Origin of the sequence: Amycolatopsis sp. NPDC051106, from assembly GCF_040682775.1 — a bacterium.
GTDB lineage: Bacteria > Actinomycetota > Actinomycetes > Mycobacteriales > Pseudonocardiaceae > Amycolatopsis.
This window is the reverse complement of the sequence record NZ_JBFBBQ010000081.1, coordinates 1-18,359: the sequence shown is the minus strand read 5'-3', so window position 1 is coordinate 18,359 and position 18,359 is coordinate 1. Positions and strand designations below refer to the sequence as shown.

The window sequence follows — 18,359 nt, the reverse complement described above, 5'->3', positions numbered from 1 at the left end:
CTGCGGATGCAGTGAATGACTCATTCCTTGCATCCGACGCAGTGAATGACTCATTCCTGGCGTTCTCGGCCGTTCGGGCGCACGCCCCGCTGGGCTTCACCCGCGTTCCCCACTTGAACCCACCCGCAGCCCCACTCGGGTCCACCTGCATCCCCACCTGGCCCCACCCCGGGTCCCCACCTGACCCCGCAAACCCGCCCCAGGGTTCTTTCGCGGCCGTTATGCGGACGCATGGGGTGCAGCTGAGGTTGCTCCGGACCCCGGCGCGGGGGATCTTGGCCACCGTCCCCCACCGCGCCCCCCACCGGCCCTCACTCTGCTGACCTGCGCAAACGGGAGACACGACGGAGTGAGGCGCCGGTTTCGCGCGTTGACTGTGGTGAAAAGTGGGGTACGGTGGTGGCCAGTGGGGCGGAAGGGAAGCCCCGTAGCCGCAGGCGGTGGTTCGCCACCGGGTGCGGTAGGGAGGTGGAGGCCGTGTTCCTCGGCACCCACACCCCGAAACTGGACGACAAAGGGCGGCTCGCGCTGCCCGCGAAGTTCCGTGACGCCTTGGCGGGTGGGCTGATGCTTACCAAGGGGCAGGACCACTGCCTCTTCGTCTTCCCTCGCGCCGAGTTCGAGCAGATGGCGCGCAAGGTCGCCGAGGCCCCGTTCACCAACGAGGCGGTTCGGGCCTACCAGCGCTACCTGTTCGCGGGCACGGACGAGCAACGACCGGACGGCCAGGGGCGCATCACCATCGCGCCCGAGCTCCGCCGCTACGCGGGGCTCAGCAAGGAGTGCGTGGTGATCGGGGCGATCACCAGGCTCGAGATCTGGGATGCCCAAGCGTGGCAGGGCTACCTGGAGGAACACGAAGACAGCTATGCGAAGGCTCGAGAGGAAGTACTGCCGGGCGTCTTCTGAGCGTGCGGTCGCGGTGCACCTTCGTCGTCGGGGGACGACAGGTTTGCCGCCCGCCGCGACGGGAGACGTCCACCCGGATGCCGTGAGGCCTCTGTCCGCTCAACAGCCCTGGTGCACCTTCCCCGGTACCAGGTCGGCAGCGGGCGGACAGGGACCTGACGGCATCCGCCATATTTCCCCCGAGCCGCCCAGGCGAGAAAGGGGGAGGGAACACCATGACGGCACCCGAGCACGTCCCGGTACTGCTGAGGCGCATCGTCGAGCTGTTCACCCCCGTGTTCGCCGAGCGTGACGGCGTCCTCGTGGACGCGACCGTCGGTCTCGGCGGGCACTCCGACGCCCTCCTCGAAGCCTTCCCGCGGCTGCGCCTCGTCGCGCTGGACCGCGACCCCGCCGCGCTCGAAAAGTCGAGAGAGCGGCTGGCCCGCCACGGTGACCGCGTCGACTTCGTGCACACCGTCTACGACGGACTCCCCGAAGCCCTCGCCGGGCTGAAGATCGCCAAGGCCGACGGCATCCTGTTCGACCTCGGCGTCTCGTCGATGCAGCTGGACCGCGCCGAGCGCGGCTTCGCCTACTCGAAGGACGCGCCGCTCGACATGCGGATGGACCCGACCACCGGGTTCACCGCCGCCGACGTCCTCAACACCTACGCACCCGGCGAGCTGATCCGGATCCTGCGGGACTACGGCGAGGAACGGTTCGCGCAGCGGATCGTCAAGGCCGTCGTGAAAGCCCGCGAACAGGAACCGTTCACGATGAGCGGCCGCCTGGTCGAGCTGCTCTACGACGCCGTGCCGGCGGCCAGCCGGCGGACCGGCGGGCACCCGGCCAAGCGCACGTTCCAGGCGCTGCGGATCGAGGTCAACGGCGAGCTGGAGGTGCTCCGCCGGGCCATGCCCGCCGCGCTGGGCGCGCTCGGCGTGGGCGGGCGGATCGTCGTCGAGTCCTACCAGTCCCTGGAAGACCGGATCGTCAAGCAGGCGCTGGCCGAGCTCGCGAAGTCCCGCACCCCGGAAGGACTTCCGGTGGAGCTGCCGGGACACGGACCGGAGCTGAAGCTCCTGACGCGAGGCGCCGAGAAGGCCGGCGAAGAGGAGATGGCACACAACCCGCGCGCCGCTTCGGTGCGGTTGCGGGCCGCAGAGAGGATCGGAGAGCCGCGATGACCGCTCCCACGAAGTCCCGCCGCCGGAACGCGCCGGCGACGCGGGGCCGCAGCGAGGCCGCCCGCACCTCGACCACCGCCGAGCCGGAACCGCAGACCGCCGCGCCGCGCCGCGCCTCGCGGGGCCGCACGTCCGCGGCCGAGCGCGCCTACGCGCGCCGCGCCCAGCGCGCCGACCTGCTCAAGGAGCGCGAGCCGCGGCCCGCGCCGAAGACGAAGACGAAGACCGCCGAGCCGGGCGCGCCCAAGCTCAAGCTGCGGCTGCCGAAGTCGCGCGCGTCGTTCGTGCTGCTGATGATGGCGCTGCTGGCCGCCGGCGTGGCGACCACGCTGTGGCTGACCACGCAGGCGATCGCCGACTCCTACCGGCTCGAGCAGCTGCGCACGACCAACGCGAACCTGGCCGAGACGAAGGAACAGCTGCAGCGCGAAGTCGCGAAGGCCGAGTCGCCGGCGTCGCTGGCCCCCGCGGCCCAGCAGCTGGGCATGGTGCCGGGCGGCGACCCGGCGCGCATCCTCGTGGGCCCGGACGGGAAGACGTCGCTCGTCGGCGAGCCCAAGAAGGCCAAGGCGGACACGCCGGCGGTGCCGGTCGCGCCGCCGGCCGCGCCCGCCGCGGGCACGCAGTCGCAGCAGGGCGTGCCGATCGAAGGTGACCAGCCCGCGGTGCCCGCCGAAGACCAGCCGGCCCAGCCGGGAGCCGGCCAGTGATGGCTTCCTCGAGCCGGGGACAGGCCCGTGCGCGCGCCGCGGGGAGCGCGCGCCGGACCTACGCCGCGGGAACGCGCAGCGCGGCCGCGCGCCGGGGCAACGGCGGCAACCGCGGCCGGTTCTCCGCCGTGCGCCTCATCCTGGTCGCCGTGCTGCTCGTCGCGGGCGTGAAACTGGTGCAGGTGCAGTGGTTCGAGGCCGGCGCGCTGTCGGCCGCGGCCGAGCGGCAGCGCACCCAGACCATCGACATCCCGGCCCAGCGCGGGTCCATTGTGGACCGTAGCGGCGCCAAGCTCGCGTTCAGCGTCGAGGTGCGGTCGCTGTCGGTGAACCTCAAGGCGCTGCACAAGAACATGGACGACTTCGCCGCGAAGAACCCCGGCACGAAGAAGACGTTCGACGCCGAGACCGCCGCGGCCGCGAAGTACATCGCGGCCAAGGTGCCGAGCCAGCTCACCGAGCAGCAGCTGCTGGACCTGTTCCACAAGCAGGCGTCCTTCACCTACCTCGAGCACAACGTCGAGCCGTCGGTCGCCGCCGACATCGTGAAGAAGTTCGCGTGGATCGGCGTCGAGAAGCGCGCGCTGCGGGAGTACCCGGGCGGCAGCCTGGCGTCCAACATCGTGGGTGCCGCGAACTGGCGCTCCGACGACCCGGACGTGTCCAAGCACAACCTGCACGGCCTCGTCGGGCTGGAGCAGCTCCGCGACAACGACCTGGCGGGTACCCCGGGCCGGATGCTGGTCAACACCAAGAACGGCAGCGACAACGTCGTCATCCCGGGCACCGAGCGCGACCTGCAGGCCGCCGTGCCGGGGTCGGACCTCGAGCTGACCATCGACTCCGACCTGCAGTACGAGGTGCAGCGCCAGCTGGCGGACTACGTCCAGCAGTCGCACGCCAAGGGCGGGCAGGCGGTCGTCCTGGACGCCAAGACCGGCGAGGTCTACGCGCTGGCCAACAACACGTCGTTCGACCCCAACGACCAGTCCACCTGGACGGCCGACGACCTCGCCAACCCCGCGGTCACCACGCCGTTCGAACCGGGGTCGGTCAACAAGATCGTCACCGCCACCGGGGCGATCGACTACGGCATCGCGACCCCGGAGTCGACCGTCCAGGTGCCCGGCCAGCTGCAGGTCGCCGACAAGACCGTGCACGACGCCTGGACGCACGGGACGCAGACGTTCACCACTACCGGGATCTTCGCCAAGTCGTCCAACATCGGCACACTGCTGCTGGCGCAGAAGATCGGTGAGGACCGCTACCTCGACCTGCTCAAGAAGTTCGGCCTCGGCCAGCGCACCGGAGTCGGCCTGCCCGGCGAGAGCGCGGGCTCGGTGCCGCCGCGCAGCCAGTGGTCGGCGACGACCTTCGGCAACCTGCCGATCGGGCAGGGCCTGTCGATGACCGTGCTGCAGATGGCCGGGCTGTACCAGACGATCGCGAACGACGGCGTGCGCGTCGAACCGCGGATCGTCAAGGCGAAGGTGAACCCGGACGGCACCACGGTGCCCGAGCCGGCGCCGAAGTCGGTCCAGGTGGTCAGCCCGCAGACGGCGAAGACGGTGCGCGACATGATGCGCGCGGTCGCGCAGAACGGCAAGGGCCTGCAGAAGGGCACCGCGCCGACGGCGGCGGTCGAGGGCTACCAGATCTCCGGCAAGACCGGCACCGGCCAGCAGATCGACCCGCGGAACAAGGGCTACAGCGACCACCTCTACAACATCACCTTCGCCGGCATCCTGCCCGCGGACCACCCCCGATTCGTCGTCGGGATCCGGCTGGACGCGCCCGACACGACCCTGCCGGTGGGGCACTCCGCGGCGCCGCTGTTCCACAGCATCGCGTCGTACCTGACGCAGCGGTACCAGATCCCGCTGTCGGACGGGCCGTCGCCGGAGGTCCCGCTCATCGTGCAGTAGTCCAGGCACAGTCCGTGAAGGCCTCCTTACCGGCTCGAGAAGCCGGCAAGGAGGCCTTCACGGCTTTTCCGCCCGGCATCGTCCACTTCGGCCGGCCGGATGCCGGAAAGCCTTGTGGCGCAATGATGTCCATGACGGCGCTTAGCACATGTGCCTCAGCCGCGCGCAATCGCCGTACCGCGTGCGGGCCCCCGGAACGCCCGCCGGTAGCCTCTTGGCCGTGTCCGTGTCCTCGTCCAGTTCCCAGGTGCCGGAAAGCCCGGTGAAAGCGGTCCCCGCGCCGCCGCGCCCGGCGCGCATCGACCCGGTCCCGCTGGCGACCCTCCTCGCCAGGGCGGACGCCCGCCTGATCGCCGACCGCCCCGACGCGGCCGAGCTCACCGTCACCGGCACCACCCTGCGCGCCCAGCACGTGCTGCCCGGCGACCTCTTCGCCGCGCTGCCCGGCGCCCGGGCCCACGGTGCCGACTTCAGCGACCAGGCGATCGCCGCGGGGGCCGTCGCGGTCCTCACCGACGCCGAAGGCGCCGAGCGGCCCGCCCTGCGCGACGCCGGCGTCCCGATCCTCGTCCACGCCGACCCGCGCGCCGCGCTCGGCGAGATCGCCGCCTGGATCTACGGCGAACCCTCGCTGCAGCTGGCCGTCCTCGGCGTCACCGGCACGTCCGGCAAGACCACGACGTCGTACCTGGTCGACGCCGGCCTGCAGGCGGCCGGGCTGACCACCGGCCTGATCGGCACCGTCGAAACCCGGATCGCCGGCGAGCGGCTGGTCAGCGGGTTCACCACGCCGGAGGCGCCGGACCTGCAGGCCCTGCTCGCGGTCATGCTCGAGCGCGGCGTCACGCACGTGCCGATGGAGGTCTCCAGCCACGCGCTCGCGCTGGGCCGCGCCAACGGCACCCGGTTCGCGGTCGGCGCGTTCACCAACCTCTCCCAGGACCACCTCGACTTCCACAAGGACATGCAGGAGTACTTCGCCGCGAAGTCCCTGCTGTTCGACGGCCGTTCGACCACCGAGGTCGTCGTGGTCGACAGCGCCTGGGGCCAGGCGCTGCTCACGCCGCAGACGGTCACCGTGACCACCGATCCCGGCACCGACGCGGCGTGGAAGGCCACCGACCTGCAGGCCACGCCGCACGGCGAGCAGACGTTCATCCTGCACGGCCCGGACGGCCTCAGCGCACCCGCGCGGATCCCGCTGCCCGGCGAGTTCAACGTCGCCAACGCCGTGCTGGCCGCCGCGATCCTGAGCACCGCCGGGGTGGGCCTGGAGCACATCGTCGCCGGGCTCGCCCAGGTGCAGGTGCCGGGCCGGATGGAGCGGGTCCACGTCGGCCAGGGGTTCACCGCCGTCGTCGACTACGCCCACAAGCCGGCCGCCGTCGCGCAGGGCCTGGACGCGCTGCGCGCCCGCGCCGAGGGCCGGATCATCACGGTGCTGGGCTGTGGCGGCGACCGCGACACCGCCAAGCGCCCGATGATGGGCGAGGCGGCGGCCCGCCGCAGCGACGTCCTGATCGTCACCGACGACAACCCGCGCTCCGAAGACCCCGCGGCGATCCGCGCCGCGATGCTCGCCGGCGCCCGCGCCGTCGGGCCCGCCGAGGGCGGTGAGGTCGTCGAAATCGGCGACCGCCGCGAAGCCATCGCGCACGCCGTGTCGCTCGCCGAGCCGGGCGACATCGTCTTCCTCGCCGGCAAGGGGCACGAATCCGGCCAGGAGGCCGGCGGCGTCGTGCACCCGTTCTCCGACCGCGACGAGCTGGCCGCGGCCATCCGCAACAAACTCGAGGTGAGTGTGTGATCGTGCTCAGCCTGGCCGAGATCGCCGACGTCGTCGGCGGCCGGCTGCACCGCGCCGACCCGGGCGCGCAGGTGACCGGCAGCGTGGAGTTCGACACCCGGAAGCTCACGCCCGGCGGCCTGTTCGTCGCCCTGCCTGGGGAGAAGGTCGACGGCCACGACTTCGCCGCGCAGGCCGCCGAAGCCGGTGCCGTCGCCGTGCTGGCCGCCCGCGAGGTCGACGCGCCCGCCATCGTCGTCCCGCCCCTGGCGCCGGGCGAGGCCCACGAACGGTCGGTCGCGCTGACCGGCGACAAGGACGGCTCCGGCGCCGCGGTGCTGGCCGCGCTGGCCAAGCTCGCCCGGTTCGTCGTGCAGCGCCTGGCCGAGGGGAACCTGACCGTCGTCGGGGTCACCGGCTCGTCCGGCAAGACGTCGACGAAGGACGTCATCGCGCAGCTGCTCGAGCCGCTCGGCCCGACGGTCGCGCCGCCCGGGTCGTTCAACAACGAGCTGGGGCACCCCTGGACCGCCCTGCGGGCCGACGCGCAGACCCGGCACCTGGTGCTGGAGCTGTCCGCGCGCGGGCCGGGGCACATCGCCCACCTCGCCGAGATCGCCCCGCCGCGCATCGGCGTGGTGCTGAACGTCGGCACCGCGCACGTCGGCGAGTTCGGCTCGCGCGAAGGCATCGCGAAGACCAAGGGCGAGCTGGTCGAGGCCCTGCCCGAGGACGGCGTCGCGGTGCTCAACCTGGACGACCCGCTGGTCGCGGCCATGGCGAGCCGCACGAAGGCCCGGGTCGTGTTCGTCGGCGAAAGCCCCTCGGCGCAGATCCGCGCGGAGAACATCACCCTCGACGACGAAGCCCGCGGCTCCTTCCGGCTGATCACCCCGGCGGGCGAGGCCGACGTGAAGCTGCCGCTGCACGGCGAGCACCACGTCGGCAACGCGCTGTCCGCCGCGGCGGTCGCGCTGGAGCTGGGCGCGACGCCGGAGGAGGTCGCCACGCGCCTCTCGGGCCTCGAACGGCGCTCGGCGCGTCGCATGGAGGTCGTCACCCGCGAAGACGGCGTCACGATCCTCAACGACTCCTTCAACGCCAACCCCGAGTCGATGCGGGCGGGCCTCAAGGCCCTCGCGGCGATGACGCGGGAGAGCGGCCGGCGGTCCTGGGCCGTGCTCGGCGTGATGGGCGAGCTCGGCGCGGACGCGGTCACCGCCCACGACGAGATCGGCCGGCTGGTCGTCCGGCTCAACATCGCCAAGCTCGTCGTGATCGGGCCCGAGGCGGCGGCCATGCACCAGGGTGCGTTCCAGGAAGGCTCCTGGGGCGAGGAATCCACTCTGGTACCCGACGTCGGGGCCGCGATCGCCCTGCTGCATGATCAGCTCCGCCCCGGGGACGTGGTGCTGGTGAAGGCTTCCAAGGCCGCCGGCCTCTGGCGGGTCGCCGAAGCTCTGCTCGAACCCCGGGAAACCGACAACTCCGAGAATCGCTCGAACGGTGGTGACGCGTGATCAGCATCCTGATCGCGGCCGGGGCGGGCCTGCTGATCTCCATCCTGCTGACGCCGTACCTGATCCGGGTGTTCTCCCGGCAGGGCTTCGGCCAGGAGATCCGTGAGGAAGGCCCGCAGGGACACAAGTCCAAGCGCGGCACGCCGACGATGGGTGGCGTCGCGATCATCATCGCGATGGTCGTCGGGTACTTCGCCGCGCACCTGATCAACTGGATGTTCAACTCCCGCAGCGGCGCGCCGACGGCCTCCGGGCTGCTCGTGCTGATGCTCGCGGTGGGCCTCGGGATCGTCGGCTTCCTCGACGACTTCATCAAGATCCGCAAGCAGCGCAACCTGGGGCTGAACAAGACCGCGAAGCTGGTCGGCCAGCTGGTGGTCACCATCGCGTTCGCGGTCCTGGCGCTGAACTTCGCGGACTCGCGCGGCATCACGCCGGCGTCGGAGAGCCTTTCCTACGTCCGTGACCTCGCGCTGATCACCTTCCCGTCGGTGATCTTCGTGATCTTCTGCTACATCGTGATCTCCGGCTGGTCGAACGCGGTGAACTTCACCGACGGTCTCGACGGCCTGGCGGGCGGCTCGGCGGCCATGGTGCTGGCGACCTACGTCGTGATCGCGTTCTGGCAGGAGCGGCTGAACTGCGCCAACGGCCCGGCGCCCGCCTGCTACGACGTCCGCGACCCGCTCGACCTGGCCGTGGTCGCCGCCGCGGCCGCCGGCGCCTGCGTCGGGTTCCTGTGGTGGAACGCGGCCCCGGCGAAGATCTTCATGGGCGACACCGGCTCGCTGGCCCTCGGCGGCCTGGTCGCCGGGCTGTCCATGACCACCCGCACCGAGCTGCTCGCCATCGTCATCGGCGGCCTCTTCATGGTCGAGATGATCTCGGTGGTCGCGCAGATCGCGGTCTTCCGGACGACCCGGCGAAGGCTGTTCCGGATGGCGCCGTTCCACCACCACTTCGAGCTCGCCGGGTGGGCCGAAACCACGGTGATCATCCGGTTCTGGTTGCTGTCGGCGATCTGCTGCATGTTCGGGCTCGGCCTGTTCTACAGCGAACAGCTGGGCTTCGGAGGCTGACCTTGCATATCGCCGGTCGTCACGTCCTGGTCGCCGGTGCGGGGGTCACCGGCAAGTCGATCGTGCCCGTGCTCACCGAGCTGGGTGCGAAGGTCACCGTCACCGACGGCAACGCCGAGCGCCTGGCCGAACTGGAGGGGCTGGGTGCCGAGCTGGTGCCCGGCCTGACCGAGCCGCCGGCCGACGTCGTCCTCGTCGTCACCAGCCCCGGCTGGCGGCCGACGTCGCCGCTGCTGGTGGCCGCGGCCGAGGCGGGCGTCGAGGTGATCGGCGACGTCGAGCTGGCCTGGCGCGCCGGGCAGCTGCGCGACCACCCGCCGTCCTGGCTGGTCGTCACCGGGACCAACGGCAAGACGACCACCGTGGGCATGCTCGAGTCGATCCTCAAGGCGGCCGGTGCCAACGCCGTGGCCTGCGGAAACATCGGCTACGCGGCCCTCGACGCCGTTCGCGCCGGCTACGACGTGCTGGCCGTGGAGCTGTCGAGCTTCCAGCTGCACTGGTCCTCGACCCTCGCGCCGGACGCGGCCGTGGTGCTCAACCTGGCCGAGGACCACATCGACTGGCACGGCTCGATGGATTCCTACGCCGCCGCCAAGGGCCGCGTGTACACGCGGGCCAAGGTCGCCGTGCACAACGCCGACGACGAGTGGTCCACGCGGATCGCGCGGGAGCACGCGCCCGAGAGCGCCCGCCGCGTCGGCTTCCGGCTGGACACGCCGTCGGCCGCGGAGCTGGGGTTGGTCGAGGACCTGCTGGTCGACCGTGCTTTCGTCGCCGACCCGGCGAACAGCGCCGAAGAGCTCGCCACCCTCGCCGACGTCCGCCCGGCGGGCCCGCACAACGTCTCGAACGCCCTGGCCGCCGCCTCGCTGGCCCGGGCCCACGGCGTCCCGCCGGAGGCCGTGCTGAAGGGCCTGCGCGAGTACCAGCCGGCCCCGCACCGGGCCGTCGAGGTGGCCGAGGTCGCCGGGGTCCGGTACGTCAACGACTCGAAGGCGACCAACCCGCACGCGGCCGCCGGGTCGCTGCGGGCCCACCAGAGCATCGTCTGGATCGCCGGAGGTCAGCTCAAGGGCGCCTCCGTCGACGAACTGGTGAGCAGCATCGCCGGCCGTCTCCGCGGAGTCGTGCTCCTCGGCGTCGATTCACCCGTGATCGCCGCCGCGGTGGCGCGACACGCGCCGGATGTCCCGGTGAACAGCCTCCGTCCGGGTGACCATGAACCCATGACTGCGGCGGTGAGTGCGGCCAGCGCGATGGCCCGGCCTGGTGACGTGGTGCTGCTCGCACCCGCCGCGGCGTCGTTGGACATGTTCTCGAGCTACGGCGAGCGCGGCGACGCGTTCGCACGGGCTGTGCATGTGCTCCGCGACGACGCAGCGGGGGAGCCGAGTGACGGTCACTGAGCCCAAGCCCCGGACACCACCGAAGCGCCCGCGCCGGGAGCGCAAGGAGAGCGGCTTCGTCGCCTTCCGGACCGCGCTGACCGCGTGGCTCTCGCGTCCGCTGGCGTCGTTCCACCTCGTGCTCGCGCTGACCGGCGTGCTCACCGTGATCGGCATCGTCATGGTGCTCTCGGCGTCGTCGGTCGCGTCCTACAACCCGAAGACCGGCAGCGGGGTCTACTCGCTGTTCACCAAGCACCTGGTGTTCGTCGCGCTCGGCGGCGTGGTGTTCTGGCTGGGCATGCGGGTCAAACTGGAGCGGATCCGGCGGATGTCGGCCACCGCGACGGTGATCTGCCTCGGCCTGCTGGTGCTCGTGCTCACCCCGCTCGGCTCGACCGTGAACGGCTCGCAGGGCTGGTTCCGGATCGGCGAGTTCACCTTCCAGCCCGTCGAGGCCGCGAAGGTCGCGCTGGCTTTCTGGGGTGCCCACATCCTGGTGATCAAGTACAACGTGATCCACCAGTGGCGGCACCTGCTGGTGCCGGTGGTGCCGATCGCGCTGCTGATGTTCGCCCTGGTCATGCTGCAACCGGACCTCGGCGGCACAGTCACCCTCGCCGTGGTGCTGCTGGCGCTGCTGTGGTTCGCCGGTGCCCCGAAACGGCTGTTCGGCGTGATCCTGGCCGGCGGCCTGGCCGGCATCCTCGTGCTCGCGGTGATCGCGCCCTACCGGCTCGACCGCGTCATGTCGTTCCTGTCGCCGGACGCCGACACCAGCGCCGAGGGCTTCCAGGCCAACCAGGCCAAGCTCGCGCTCGCCGACGGCGGCCTGTTCGGCAAGGGCCTCGGCCAGGGCGCGGCCAGCTGGAACTACCTGCCGAACGTGCAGAACGACTTCATCTTCGCCCTGATCGGCGAGGAGCTGGGCCTGATCGGCTGCATCGTCGTGCTCGCCCTGTTCGCCGGGGTCGCCATCGTGGGCCTGCGGATCGCCACCCGCAACATCGACCCGTGGATCCGGATCGTGTCCGGCACGCTCACCGTGTTCTTGGTGGCCCAGGCCGGCATCAACATCGGCTACGTCGTCGGCCTGCTGCCGGTCACCGGCGTCACGCTGCCGCTGATCTCCTACGGCGGCACCTCGCTGGTGATCACCATGCTCATCATGGGCGTGCTCGCGAACGCCGCCCGGCACGAACCGGAGGCGGTGGCCGCACTGCGCACGCAGGGGCCGGGTAAGTTCGGACGCCTGCTGCGGCTGCCCGCGCCCGACCCGTACCGCCCGCCCGCCACGCGCAAGGGGGCGGCGCGCAGTGGGGCGAAGGCGGCCAGGCCCGCGCCCCGTGCGGCGCGGCCCGCCCCGGCGCAGGAACGGCGCAAGTCGGTCCGCGAGCCGGTGCGCCGCAGCGCGGCACGGACGAGCACGGCCACGTCTCGCGGGGCCGCGCGGACAACAGCGAGCCGTGGTACCCGGAGTACCGCGAACCGGAGAGGTCATTGGTGAGTAAGCCCGTCAAGGGAACCGAGCGAGCTGCCGCGGGCAAGGGGCCCGTGGTCGTGGTCGCCGGAGGTGGCACCGCAGGACACATCGAACCCGCCCTCGCCCTGGCCGACGCCGTCAAGCGGCTGCGCCCGGACGCGACGGTGATCGCTCTCGGTACCGAGCGCGGCCTGGAGAGCAAGCTCGTCCCGGCCCGCGGGTACGAGCTGGAGCTGATCCCGCCGGTCCCGCTGCCGCGCAAACCGACGCCGGAGCTGCTGCGGCTGCCCCTGAAGGTCCGCGACTCGGTCCGCAAGACCCGCGAGGTCCTCGACCGGGTCGGCGCGGACGTCGTCGTCGGCTTCGGTGGCTACGTCGCCCTGCCCGCCTACCTGGCCGCGCGCGGGCGCGTCCCGATCGTCGTGCACGAGGCCAACCAGTCGCCGGGCCTGGCGAACAAGGTCGGCGCGCGGTTCGCGAAGCGGGTCGCGGTCGCCGTCGCGGGCACGCCGCTGCCCAAGGCCGAGGTCGTCGGGATCCCGCTGCGGCGGTCGATCACGTCGCTCGACCGGGCCGGGCTGCGCGCCGAGGCCCGCGCGCACTTCGGGCTCGACCCGGACGCGCCCACGCTGCTGGTGTTCGGCGGCTCGCAGGGCGCGCAGTCGATCAACTCGGCGCTGTCCGGCGCGGCGAAGGACCTGGCCGACGCCGGCGTCGGCGTGCTGCACGCGCACGGCCCGAAGAACACGCTGGTCGTGCAGGAGTTCCCGGGCAAGCCGGCGTACGTGCCGGTGCCGTACCTGGAGCGGATGGACCTGGCGTACGCGGCCGCCGACGTCGCGGTGTGCCGGTCGGGCGCGATGACCGTCGCCGAGGTGACGGCGGTCGGGCTGCCCGCGGTGTTCGTCCCGCTGCCCCACGGCAACGGCGAGCAGGCCACCAACGCGCGGCCGGCCGTCGATGCCGGCGCGGCGCTGATGGTCTTCGACGGCGACCTCACCGCGGCCAAGGTCGCCGACCTGGTCGTCCCGCTGGTCACCGACGCCGACCGCGTCGCGAAGATGGGCGCGGCCGCGGTCGGCATGGGCCACCGCGAGGCCGACGAACTGCTCGCCCGCATCGTCTTGGAGGCTGCCGGTGCCTGAACTGCCTGAAGAGCTGCGCCGGGCGCACCTGATCGGGATCGGCGGCGCCGGCATGTCCGGCATCGCGCGGATCCTGCTGGCGCGCGGGGCTTTCGTGTCGGGCTCGGACGCCAAGGAGTCGCGCGCGCTGCTGTCGCTGCGCGCCCAGGGCGCCGAGCTGTTCGTCGGCCAGAGCGCCGAGAACATTGCCGCCTTGGCCGAGCCGCCGTCCGCGGTCGTCGTTTCGACGGCGATCAAGGAGACCAACCCCGAGCTGGCCGCGGCGCGGGCCGCGGGGATCCCGGTGCTGCACCGGGCGCAGGCGCTGGCCGGGCTGATGGAAGGCCACCGCGTCGCCTGCATCGCGGGCACGCACGGCAAGACGTCGACGACGTCGATGCTCACCGTGGCGCTGCAGCACTGCCGGCTCGACCCGTCGTTCGCCATCGGCGGCGACCTCAACGAGTCCGGGGCCAACGCCCACCACGGCGAGGGCGGCATCTTCGTCGCGGAAGCCGACGAGAGCGACGGCTCGTTCCTGACCTACTCGCCGTCGGTCGCGGTGGTGACGAACGTCGAGCCGGACCACCTGGACCACCACGGCACCGCCGAGGCTTACACGAAGGTGTTCACCGAGTTCGTCGGCCGGATCGTGCCGGGCGGGCTGCTGATCGTCTGCGCCGACGACGCGGCGGCGGACGAGCTGGGCACGCAGGCGGCCGAGCTCGGCGTCCGGGTGCGCCGCTACGGCCGCACGGCCACCGGTGAGGGCGACGCCCGCATCCTGGACTACACCCCGGCGCCCGACGGCGGCGTCGTCCGGCTCCTGCTGGACGGCTCCGAGCTGTCGGTGCGGGTCGCGGTGCCGGGTGCGCACATGGCGCTCAACGCGGTCGCCGCGCTGCTGGCCGGCCTGGAGCTGGGTGCCCCCGCCGCCGAGCTGGCGGACGGGCTCGCGGCGTTCGGCGGCGTGCGGCGTCGCTTCGAGTTCAAGGGCCGGGCCGGCGACGTCCGCGTCTACGACGACTACGCCCACCACCCGACCGAGGTGGCCGCGCAGCTGCGCGCGGTGCGGACCGCGGCCGGGACCGGCCGGGTCGTCGTCGTGTTCCAGCCGCACCTGTTCTCGCGGACCAAGCTGTTCTCGGCGGAATTCGCTTCCGCGTTGTCCTTGGCCGACCAGGTCGTCGTGCTGGACGTCTACGGCGCCCGCGAGGAGCCGGAGCCGGGCGTGACCGGCGCGCTGATCGCCGACGCGGTGACCGTGCCGGTGCACTACGAGCCCGCGTTCGACGTCGCCGCCGGTCTGGTGGCCGGGCTGGCCCGCGCGGGCGACCTGGTCGTCACCATGGGGGCCGGGGACGTGACGCAGCTGGGGCCGGAGATCCTCGCCGAGCTGGACAAGCGCTGAGCCGATGAGTCCGACCAGGGAACGCCGCCGTCCGTCCGAAGAGGACCAATGGGATCGCGCCGCCCTGGCGCGGGAACGCCGGGGGCGGCGCTCCGAGGAGGAGCGCCGCCGCACCCGCGCCGCGCGCCCCAGGCCCGGGGTGCGGAACCGGCCGAACCGGCAGGTGGAGATCCGCCGCCGGTGGGTCGCGCTGCTGACCGTGCTGACCGTCGTCGCGGCGGTGTACCTGCTGTTCTTCAGCTCGATGCTCGGGGCGAAGGACGTCTCGGTCAGCGGCTCGCGCACGGTTTCGGCCGACCGGATCCGCGACGCGGCGGCGGTGCCGGTGGACAAGCCGATGCTGCTGCTGAGCACCGACGAGATCCGCGACCGCGTGGCGGCGATGCCGGGCATCGCGACGGTCGAGGTGTCGCGGTCCTGGCCGAACACGGTCGAGATCACGGTGACCGAGCGGACGGCGATCGCGTTCTTCGACAGCGGCCCGGGCGGCGACGGCGTCCACCTGGTCGACGGCGGCGGCGTGGTGTTCAAGACGGTGCCCGGCCGCCCGGCGGGGTTGCCGGAGCTCAAGCTGCCGAAGGTGTCGGCGGACGACCCGGTGACCCGAGCGGTGACGGCGGTTTTGGGCGTGATCCCGGAGCAGCTGCTGAAGCAGGTCACGACGGCGACGGCGAAGACCCCGGCGAGCGTGGAGTTCACGTTGTCGAGCGGGAAGATCGTCCGCTGGGGAACGGCGGAGCAGACGGACCGCAAGGCCAAGGTCCTGGCGGCGCTGCTCACCCAAGAGGGCAAGGTCTACGACGTCGCGGCGCCCGAGCTGCCGACGATCACTTCCTGATTCCTGTCAGGTGGCGGGCTGCGACGACCGCAACCGCCGGATGCCCCGCAGCACCGCGCCACGGTTCTTCGCCGACTTCAGCCAGGCGGGGAGCCGTTCCACCATGCTCATCGAGCCGGGAACCGGCCCACGTTCGTATGCGTCTGTGAACCGGCCGACCCGAGCCAAGGGGCCCCGGAATCGGTCGCCGGCGTCATTCACCGGCTCATTCTGCCTGGCGCCGATCCTGGTCGTCATCGGAAATCCCGTGCACCGCATTGTCGTATGCCGTACGATCTCGTACGGCATACGACAACATGGAGGGTGTCATGACGATCCTGGTGACGGGCGCGACCGGCAGTGTCGGACGGCTCGTGGTCGACGAGCTGCTCGAGACCGGCGCATCAGTGCGGGCGCTGACCATCGATCCCGGACGCGCGAAGCTGCCGCCGGAAGTGGAGGTGGTCGTCGGGTCGCTCGCCAAGCCGGCGACGCTGCCGTTGGAGGGCGTCGACGCCGTCTACCTGGCTCCGATGGCGCGGACCGTCCGGCGGTTCTGCGAACTGGCGGCCGAAGCGGGCATCAAACGGGTCGTCGCGCTGTCGGGCAGCAGCGTCGGCGATGACCACGAAGGCTCCAGCGGCAACGAATACGGCGCCGTTGAGAAGGCGGTGCGGGAAGCCGGCTTCGCGTGGACGTTCCTGCGTCCCGGCGTCTTCATGAACAACACTCTCGACTGGGCGCCCATGGTCCGCGCGGGTGAGGTGGCGATGGCCTACGGCGACGCGACGCAGACCCCGATCGACCTCGGCGACATCGCCGCGGTGGCCGCCCGCGTGCTGACCACCGAGGGACACGTCGGTCAGACGTATGTCCTCAGTGGACCCGAGGCGATCAGCCTGCGCGGACAGGTCGCGACGCTGGAAACGGTACTGGGCAAGGAAATCCGGTTCCGGGAGCTGACCCGCGCCGAGCAGCGAGCGCAGTGGGTCGGGTACGGCGTCCCCGAGCAGGCGGTCGACTGGCTCCTGGACGGCTTCGAGGAGACGCTGCGGCACCCGCAGGTGCCGACCGGCGTCGTCGAGGAGCTGCTGGGCCGCCCGGGGACGACGTACGCGGAGTGGGCCGCGGCGAACCGGGCGGTGTTCGCCTAGACCCGGGTGCGCGTCATCCCGGCCAGGCCGAGCAGCGGGAGGACGCCGGCGAACCCGACGACCGCCGTCCAGCCGCCGAGGTGGTAGGCGATCGAGCCGGCCTGGGAGCCGATCGCGCCGCCGATGAAGAACGTGCCGAGGTAGACGCTGTTGACGCGGGCGCGGGCCGACGGGTCGAGCTGGTAGATCACGTGCTGGCCGGTCACCAGGGTCGCCTGGACGGCCATGTCGACCGCGATCGCGGCGATCGCCAGCAGGACCACGCTGTGCGCGCCGAAGCCGGCGAGCGCGAAGGCGGCCGCGCACAGCACGAACGCGCCCGCGGTGAGCCGCCGGCCGTGGCCGTGGTCGGACCACCGCCCGGCCAGCGGCGCCACCGCGGCACCGGCCGCACCCGCCAGCGCGAACAGGCCGACGCCGAGCTGCGTGTAGTTGAACGGCGGAGCGGTGAGCACGAACGCGATCGTCGTCCAGAACGCGCTGAACGCCCCGAACATCGCCGACTGGTACAGCGCGCGGTGGCGCAGGTCGGGGTGCTTCTTCCACATGGCCAGCGTCGAGCGCAGCAACTGTCCGTAGTGGACGTCGGTCTTGGGCGCCCGGCGCGGCAGGATGAACCGCAGCACGACGGCGAGCGCGGCCATCGCGGCCGCCGAGATCAGGAACACCACGCGCCAGCTCGTGACCTCGGCCAGGAAGCTGGCCACGACGCGGGAGAGCAGGATGCCGAACAGCAGTCCGCTCACGACGCGCCCGACGATCCGGCCGCGGATGGCGTCGGGGGAGATGTCGGCGGCGAACGGGATGAGGATCTGCACGACGACCGACGTCGCCCCGGCGATCAGGGAAGCGATCAGCAGCACGGCGAACCCCGGGGCGACGCCGATGGCGACCAGGCTCGCGCAGGCGACCGCGAGCAGTGTTGCGACGAGACCGCGGTTCTCGAGGCGGTCGCCCAGCGGGACGAGCAGCAGCATCCCGGCGGCGTAGCCGATCTGGGTGGCGGTGACGATTCCGCCGGCAGCGGCCTCGCCGACGCCGAAGGTGTGCCGCAGCTCGGCGAGCAGCGGCTGGGCGTAGTAGAGGTTGGCGACGGTCAGTCCACAGGAGACGGCCAGCAGCAGCACGAGCCAGCCGGGCGGGGCTTTCTGCTCGGTCTCGGTCATGCGCGCCCCCCCCTCGTGGAACCGGTTTGATCGGTTCCCGACGGTACCAGTCAAACCGGTTCCGGCGTACTGTGACCCGTATGACGGACCGATTCCGCGCGGGAGCGGGCAGACTGTGCCTCGACTTCATCCGGACGCTGCGCTACCGCGAGACGCCCTCGGAGCTGGAGGAACTCCCGGACGCGGCGGCGTGGGGAGCGTGGATCGACGCGTTCGGCCCTTACCCGGCCCCGGTGCGGCCCGCGTCGGCGGACGACGCCCGGGTGGCGCGCGAGGCGATTTACGCGTTGCTGACAAAATCCTTGCGTCCCTCGATGCGACAGCAACTGAACCGGTTCGCGGCTTCGCCCGTCCCTGCGCCCGCTCTGACGCCGTCGGGCGAACTGCGCTGGCAGGCATCGGATCCGGCGTCGGCGATGCTGGCGTTGCTGGTCCGTGACGCGCTGGAGCTGGCGACGTCCCCGGAGTTCGCGCGGGTGCGCCGTTGCGCGGGGGAGCGGTGCGGCGCGCTGTTCCTGGACACGTCGAGGCCCGGGACGCGGCGGTGGTGCTCGATGGACGTCTGCGGGAACCAGGCGAAGAAGTCGACTTATCGAGCCAGGGTCGAGACCCGCCGCTAGCGCCCCAAAGTGGCGTTGGGTGCGTCCCACGTACCCAATGTGGCCGCGCTGCCCACCGCCCACGCGGCGACCACGACGACCACCCCGGGCGCCGGCAG

Annotated in this window: 15 protein-coding genes; 14 read left to right on the top strand and 1 reads right to left on the bottom strand. The window is 72.1% G+C overall.

Annotation, left to right across the window (positions count from 1 at the left end):
• The first annotated feature begins 477 nt into the window (after nt 1-477).
• The 13 genes from mraZ (at nt 478) to AB0M83_RS38410 (ending at nt 16,475) form a co-directional block, all read left to right on the top strand.
• Entirely contained in the window at nt 478-909 is a 432-nt protein-coding gene (gene mraZ / locus AB0M83_RS38470; protein WP_014467434.1) for a division/cell wall cluster transcriptional repressor MraZ, read from the top strand.
• A 215-nt stretch (nt 910-1,124) separates the two neighbouring features.
• Nucleotides 1,125-2,078 carry a 16S rRNA (cytosine(1402)-N(4))-methyltransferase RsmH gene (gene rsmH, locus AB0M83_RS38465; protein ID WP_364525043.1) on the top strand — a complete coding sequence of 318 codons (954 nt, stop codon included), beginning with the start codon at nt 1,125-1,127 and terminating at the stop codon, nt 2,076-2,078.
• A complete protein-coding gene (locus AB0M83_RS38460; RefSeq protein WP_364525041.1) occupies nt 2,075-2,788 on the top strand; it encodes a hypothetical protein in 714 nt (237 codons plus the stop codon). Before rsmH ends, AB0M83_RS38460 begins: the two co-directional genes overlap by 4 nt.
• Nucleotides 2,788-4,713 carry a penicillin-binding protein 2 gene (locus AB0M83_RS38455; protein ID WP_364525039.1) on the top strand — a complete coding sequence of 642 codons (1,926 nt, stop codon included), beginning with the start codon at nt 2,788-2,790 and terminating at the stop codon, nt 4,711-4,713. Before AB0M83_RS38460 ends, AB0M83_RS38455 begins: the two co-directional genes overlap by 1 nt.
• Nucleotides 4,714-4,975: 262 nt before the next feature.
• Complete coding sequence (locus tag AB0M83_RS38450) at nt 4,976-6,520, top strand: UDP-N-acetylmuramoyl-L-alanyl-D-glutamate--2,6-diaminopimelate ligase (RefSeq protein ID WP_364525080.1); 1,545 nt, start codon at nt 4,976-4,978, stop codon at nt 6,518-6,520.
• The gene (gene murF / locus AB0M83_RS38445; RefSeq protein WP_364525037.1) at nt 6,517-8,019 is read left to right on the top strand and encodes a UDP-N-acetylmuramoyl-tripeptide--D-alanyl-D-alanine ligase; all 1,503 of its coding nucleotides are present in this window, start codon (nt 6,517-6,519) and stop codon (nt 8,017-8,019) included. The genes AB0M83_RS38450 and murF overlap by 4 nt, the downstream gene beginning before the upstream one ends.
• Entirely contained in the window at nt 8,016-9,098 is a 1,083-nt protein-coding gene (mraY, locus tag AB0M83_RS38440) for a phospho-N-acetylmuramoyl-pentapeptide-transferase (RefSeq protein ID WP_155546014.1), read from the top strand. The genes murF and mraY overlap by 4 nt, the downstream gene beginning before the upstream one ends.
• A gap of 2 nt (nt 9,099-9,100) precedes the next feature.
• Nucleotides 9,101-10,507, top strand: a complete 1,407-nt coding sequence (murD, locus tag AB0M83_RS38435; protein WP_364525035.1) for a UDP-N-acetylmuramoyl-L-alanine--D-glutamate ligase — start codon at nt 9,101-9,103, stop codon at nt 10,505-10,507.
• Nucleotides 10,494-11,993, top strand: a complete 1,500-nt coding sequence (ftsW, locus tag AB0M83_RS38430) for a putative lipid II flippase FtsW (RefSeq protein ID WP_364525033.1) — start codon at nt 10,494-10,496, stop codon at nt 11,991-11,993. Before murD ends, ftsW begins: the two co-directional genes overlap by 14 nt.
• Nucleotides 11,990-13,114, top strand: a complete 1,125-nt coding sequence (gene murG, locus AB0M83_RS38425; RefSeq protein WP_364525031.1) for an undecaprenyldiphospho-muramoylpentapeptide beta-N-acetylglucosaminyltransferase — start codon at nt 11,990-11,992, stop codon at nt 13,112-13,114. The genes ftsW and murG overlap by 4 nt, the downstream gene beginning before the upstream one ends.
• Nucleotides 13,101-14,504 carry a UDP-N-acetylmuramate--L-alanine ligase gene (murC, locus tag AB0M83_RS38420; RefSeq protein WP_364525078.1) on the top strand — a complete coding sequence of 468 codons (1,404 nt, stop codon included), beginning with the start codon at nt 13,101-13,103 and terminating at the stop codon, nt 14,502-14,504. Before murG ends, murC begins: the two co-directional genes overlap by 14 nt.
• 4 nt (nt 14,505-14,508) lie before the next feature.
• Complete coding sequence (locus AB0M83_RS38415; protein WP_364525029.1) at nt 14,509-15,342, top strand: FtsQ-type POTRA domain-containing protein; 834 nt, start codon at nt 14,509-14,511, stop codon at nt 15,340-15,342.
• Between the two features lie 308 nt (nt 15,343-15,650).
• On the top strand, nt 15,651-16,475 hold the full coding sequence (locus AB0M83_RS38410) for an NAD(P)H-binding protein (protein WP_364525027.1): 825 nt from the start codon (nt 15,651-15,653) through the stop codon (nt 16,473-16,475).
• Here AB0M83_RS38410 and AB0M83_RS38405 read toward each other — a convergent pair.
• A complete protein-coding gene (locus AB0M83_RS38405; RefSeq protein ID WP_364525025.1) occupies nt 16,472-17,641 on the bottom strand; it encodes an MFS transporter in 1,170 nt (389 codons plus the stop codon). The genes AB0M83_RS38410 and AB0M83_RS38405 overlap by 4 nt on opposite strands.
• Nucleotides 17,642-17,721: 80 nt before the next feature.
• Between AB0M83_RS38405 and AB0M83_RS38400 the strand changes: the two genes are divergently transcribed.
• Nucleotides 17,722-18,261, top strand: coding sequence for a CGNR zinc finger domain-containing protein (locus AB0M83_RS38400; protein WP_364525023.1), 540 nt, complete (start codon nt 17,722-17,724; stop codon nt 18,259-18,261).
• Nucleotides 18,262-18,359 lie beyond the last annotated feature (98 nt).

Excerpts from the sequence above, each read along its gene's own strand:
- rsmH (WP_364525043.1), top strand. The coding sequence starts at position 1,125 with ATGACGGCACCCGAGCACGTCCCGGTACTGCTGAGGCGCATCGTCGAG.
- AB0M83_RS38460 (WP_364525041.1), top strand. The coding sequence starts at position 2,075 with ATGACCGCTCCCACGAAGTCCCGCCGCCGGAACGCGCCGGCGACGCGG.
- AB0M83_RS38455 (WP_364525039.1), top strand. The coding sequence starts at position 2,788 with ATGGCTTCCTCGAGCCGGGGACAGGCCCGTGCGCGCGCCGCGGGGAGC.
- AB0M83_RS38415 (WP_364525029.1), top strand. The coding sequence starts at position 14,509 with ATGAGTCCGACCAGGGAACGCCGCCGTCCGTCCGAAGAGGACCAATGG.
- AB0M83_RS38410 (WP_364525027.1), top strand. The coding sequence starts at position 15,651 with ATGACGATCCTGGTGACGGGCGCGACCGGCAGTGTCGGACGGCTCGTG.
- AB0M83_RS38405 (WP_364525025.1), bottom strand. The coding sequence starts at position 17,641 with ATGACCGAGACCGAGCAGAAAGCCCCGCCCGGCTGGCTCGTGCTGCTG.
- AB0M83_RS38400 (WP_364525023.1), top strand. The coding sequence starts at position 17,722 with ATGACGGACCGATTCCGCGCGGGAGCGGGCAGACTGTGCCTCGACTTC.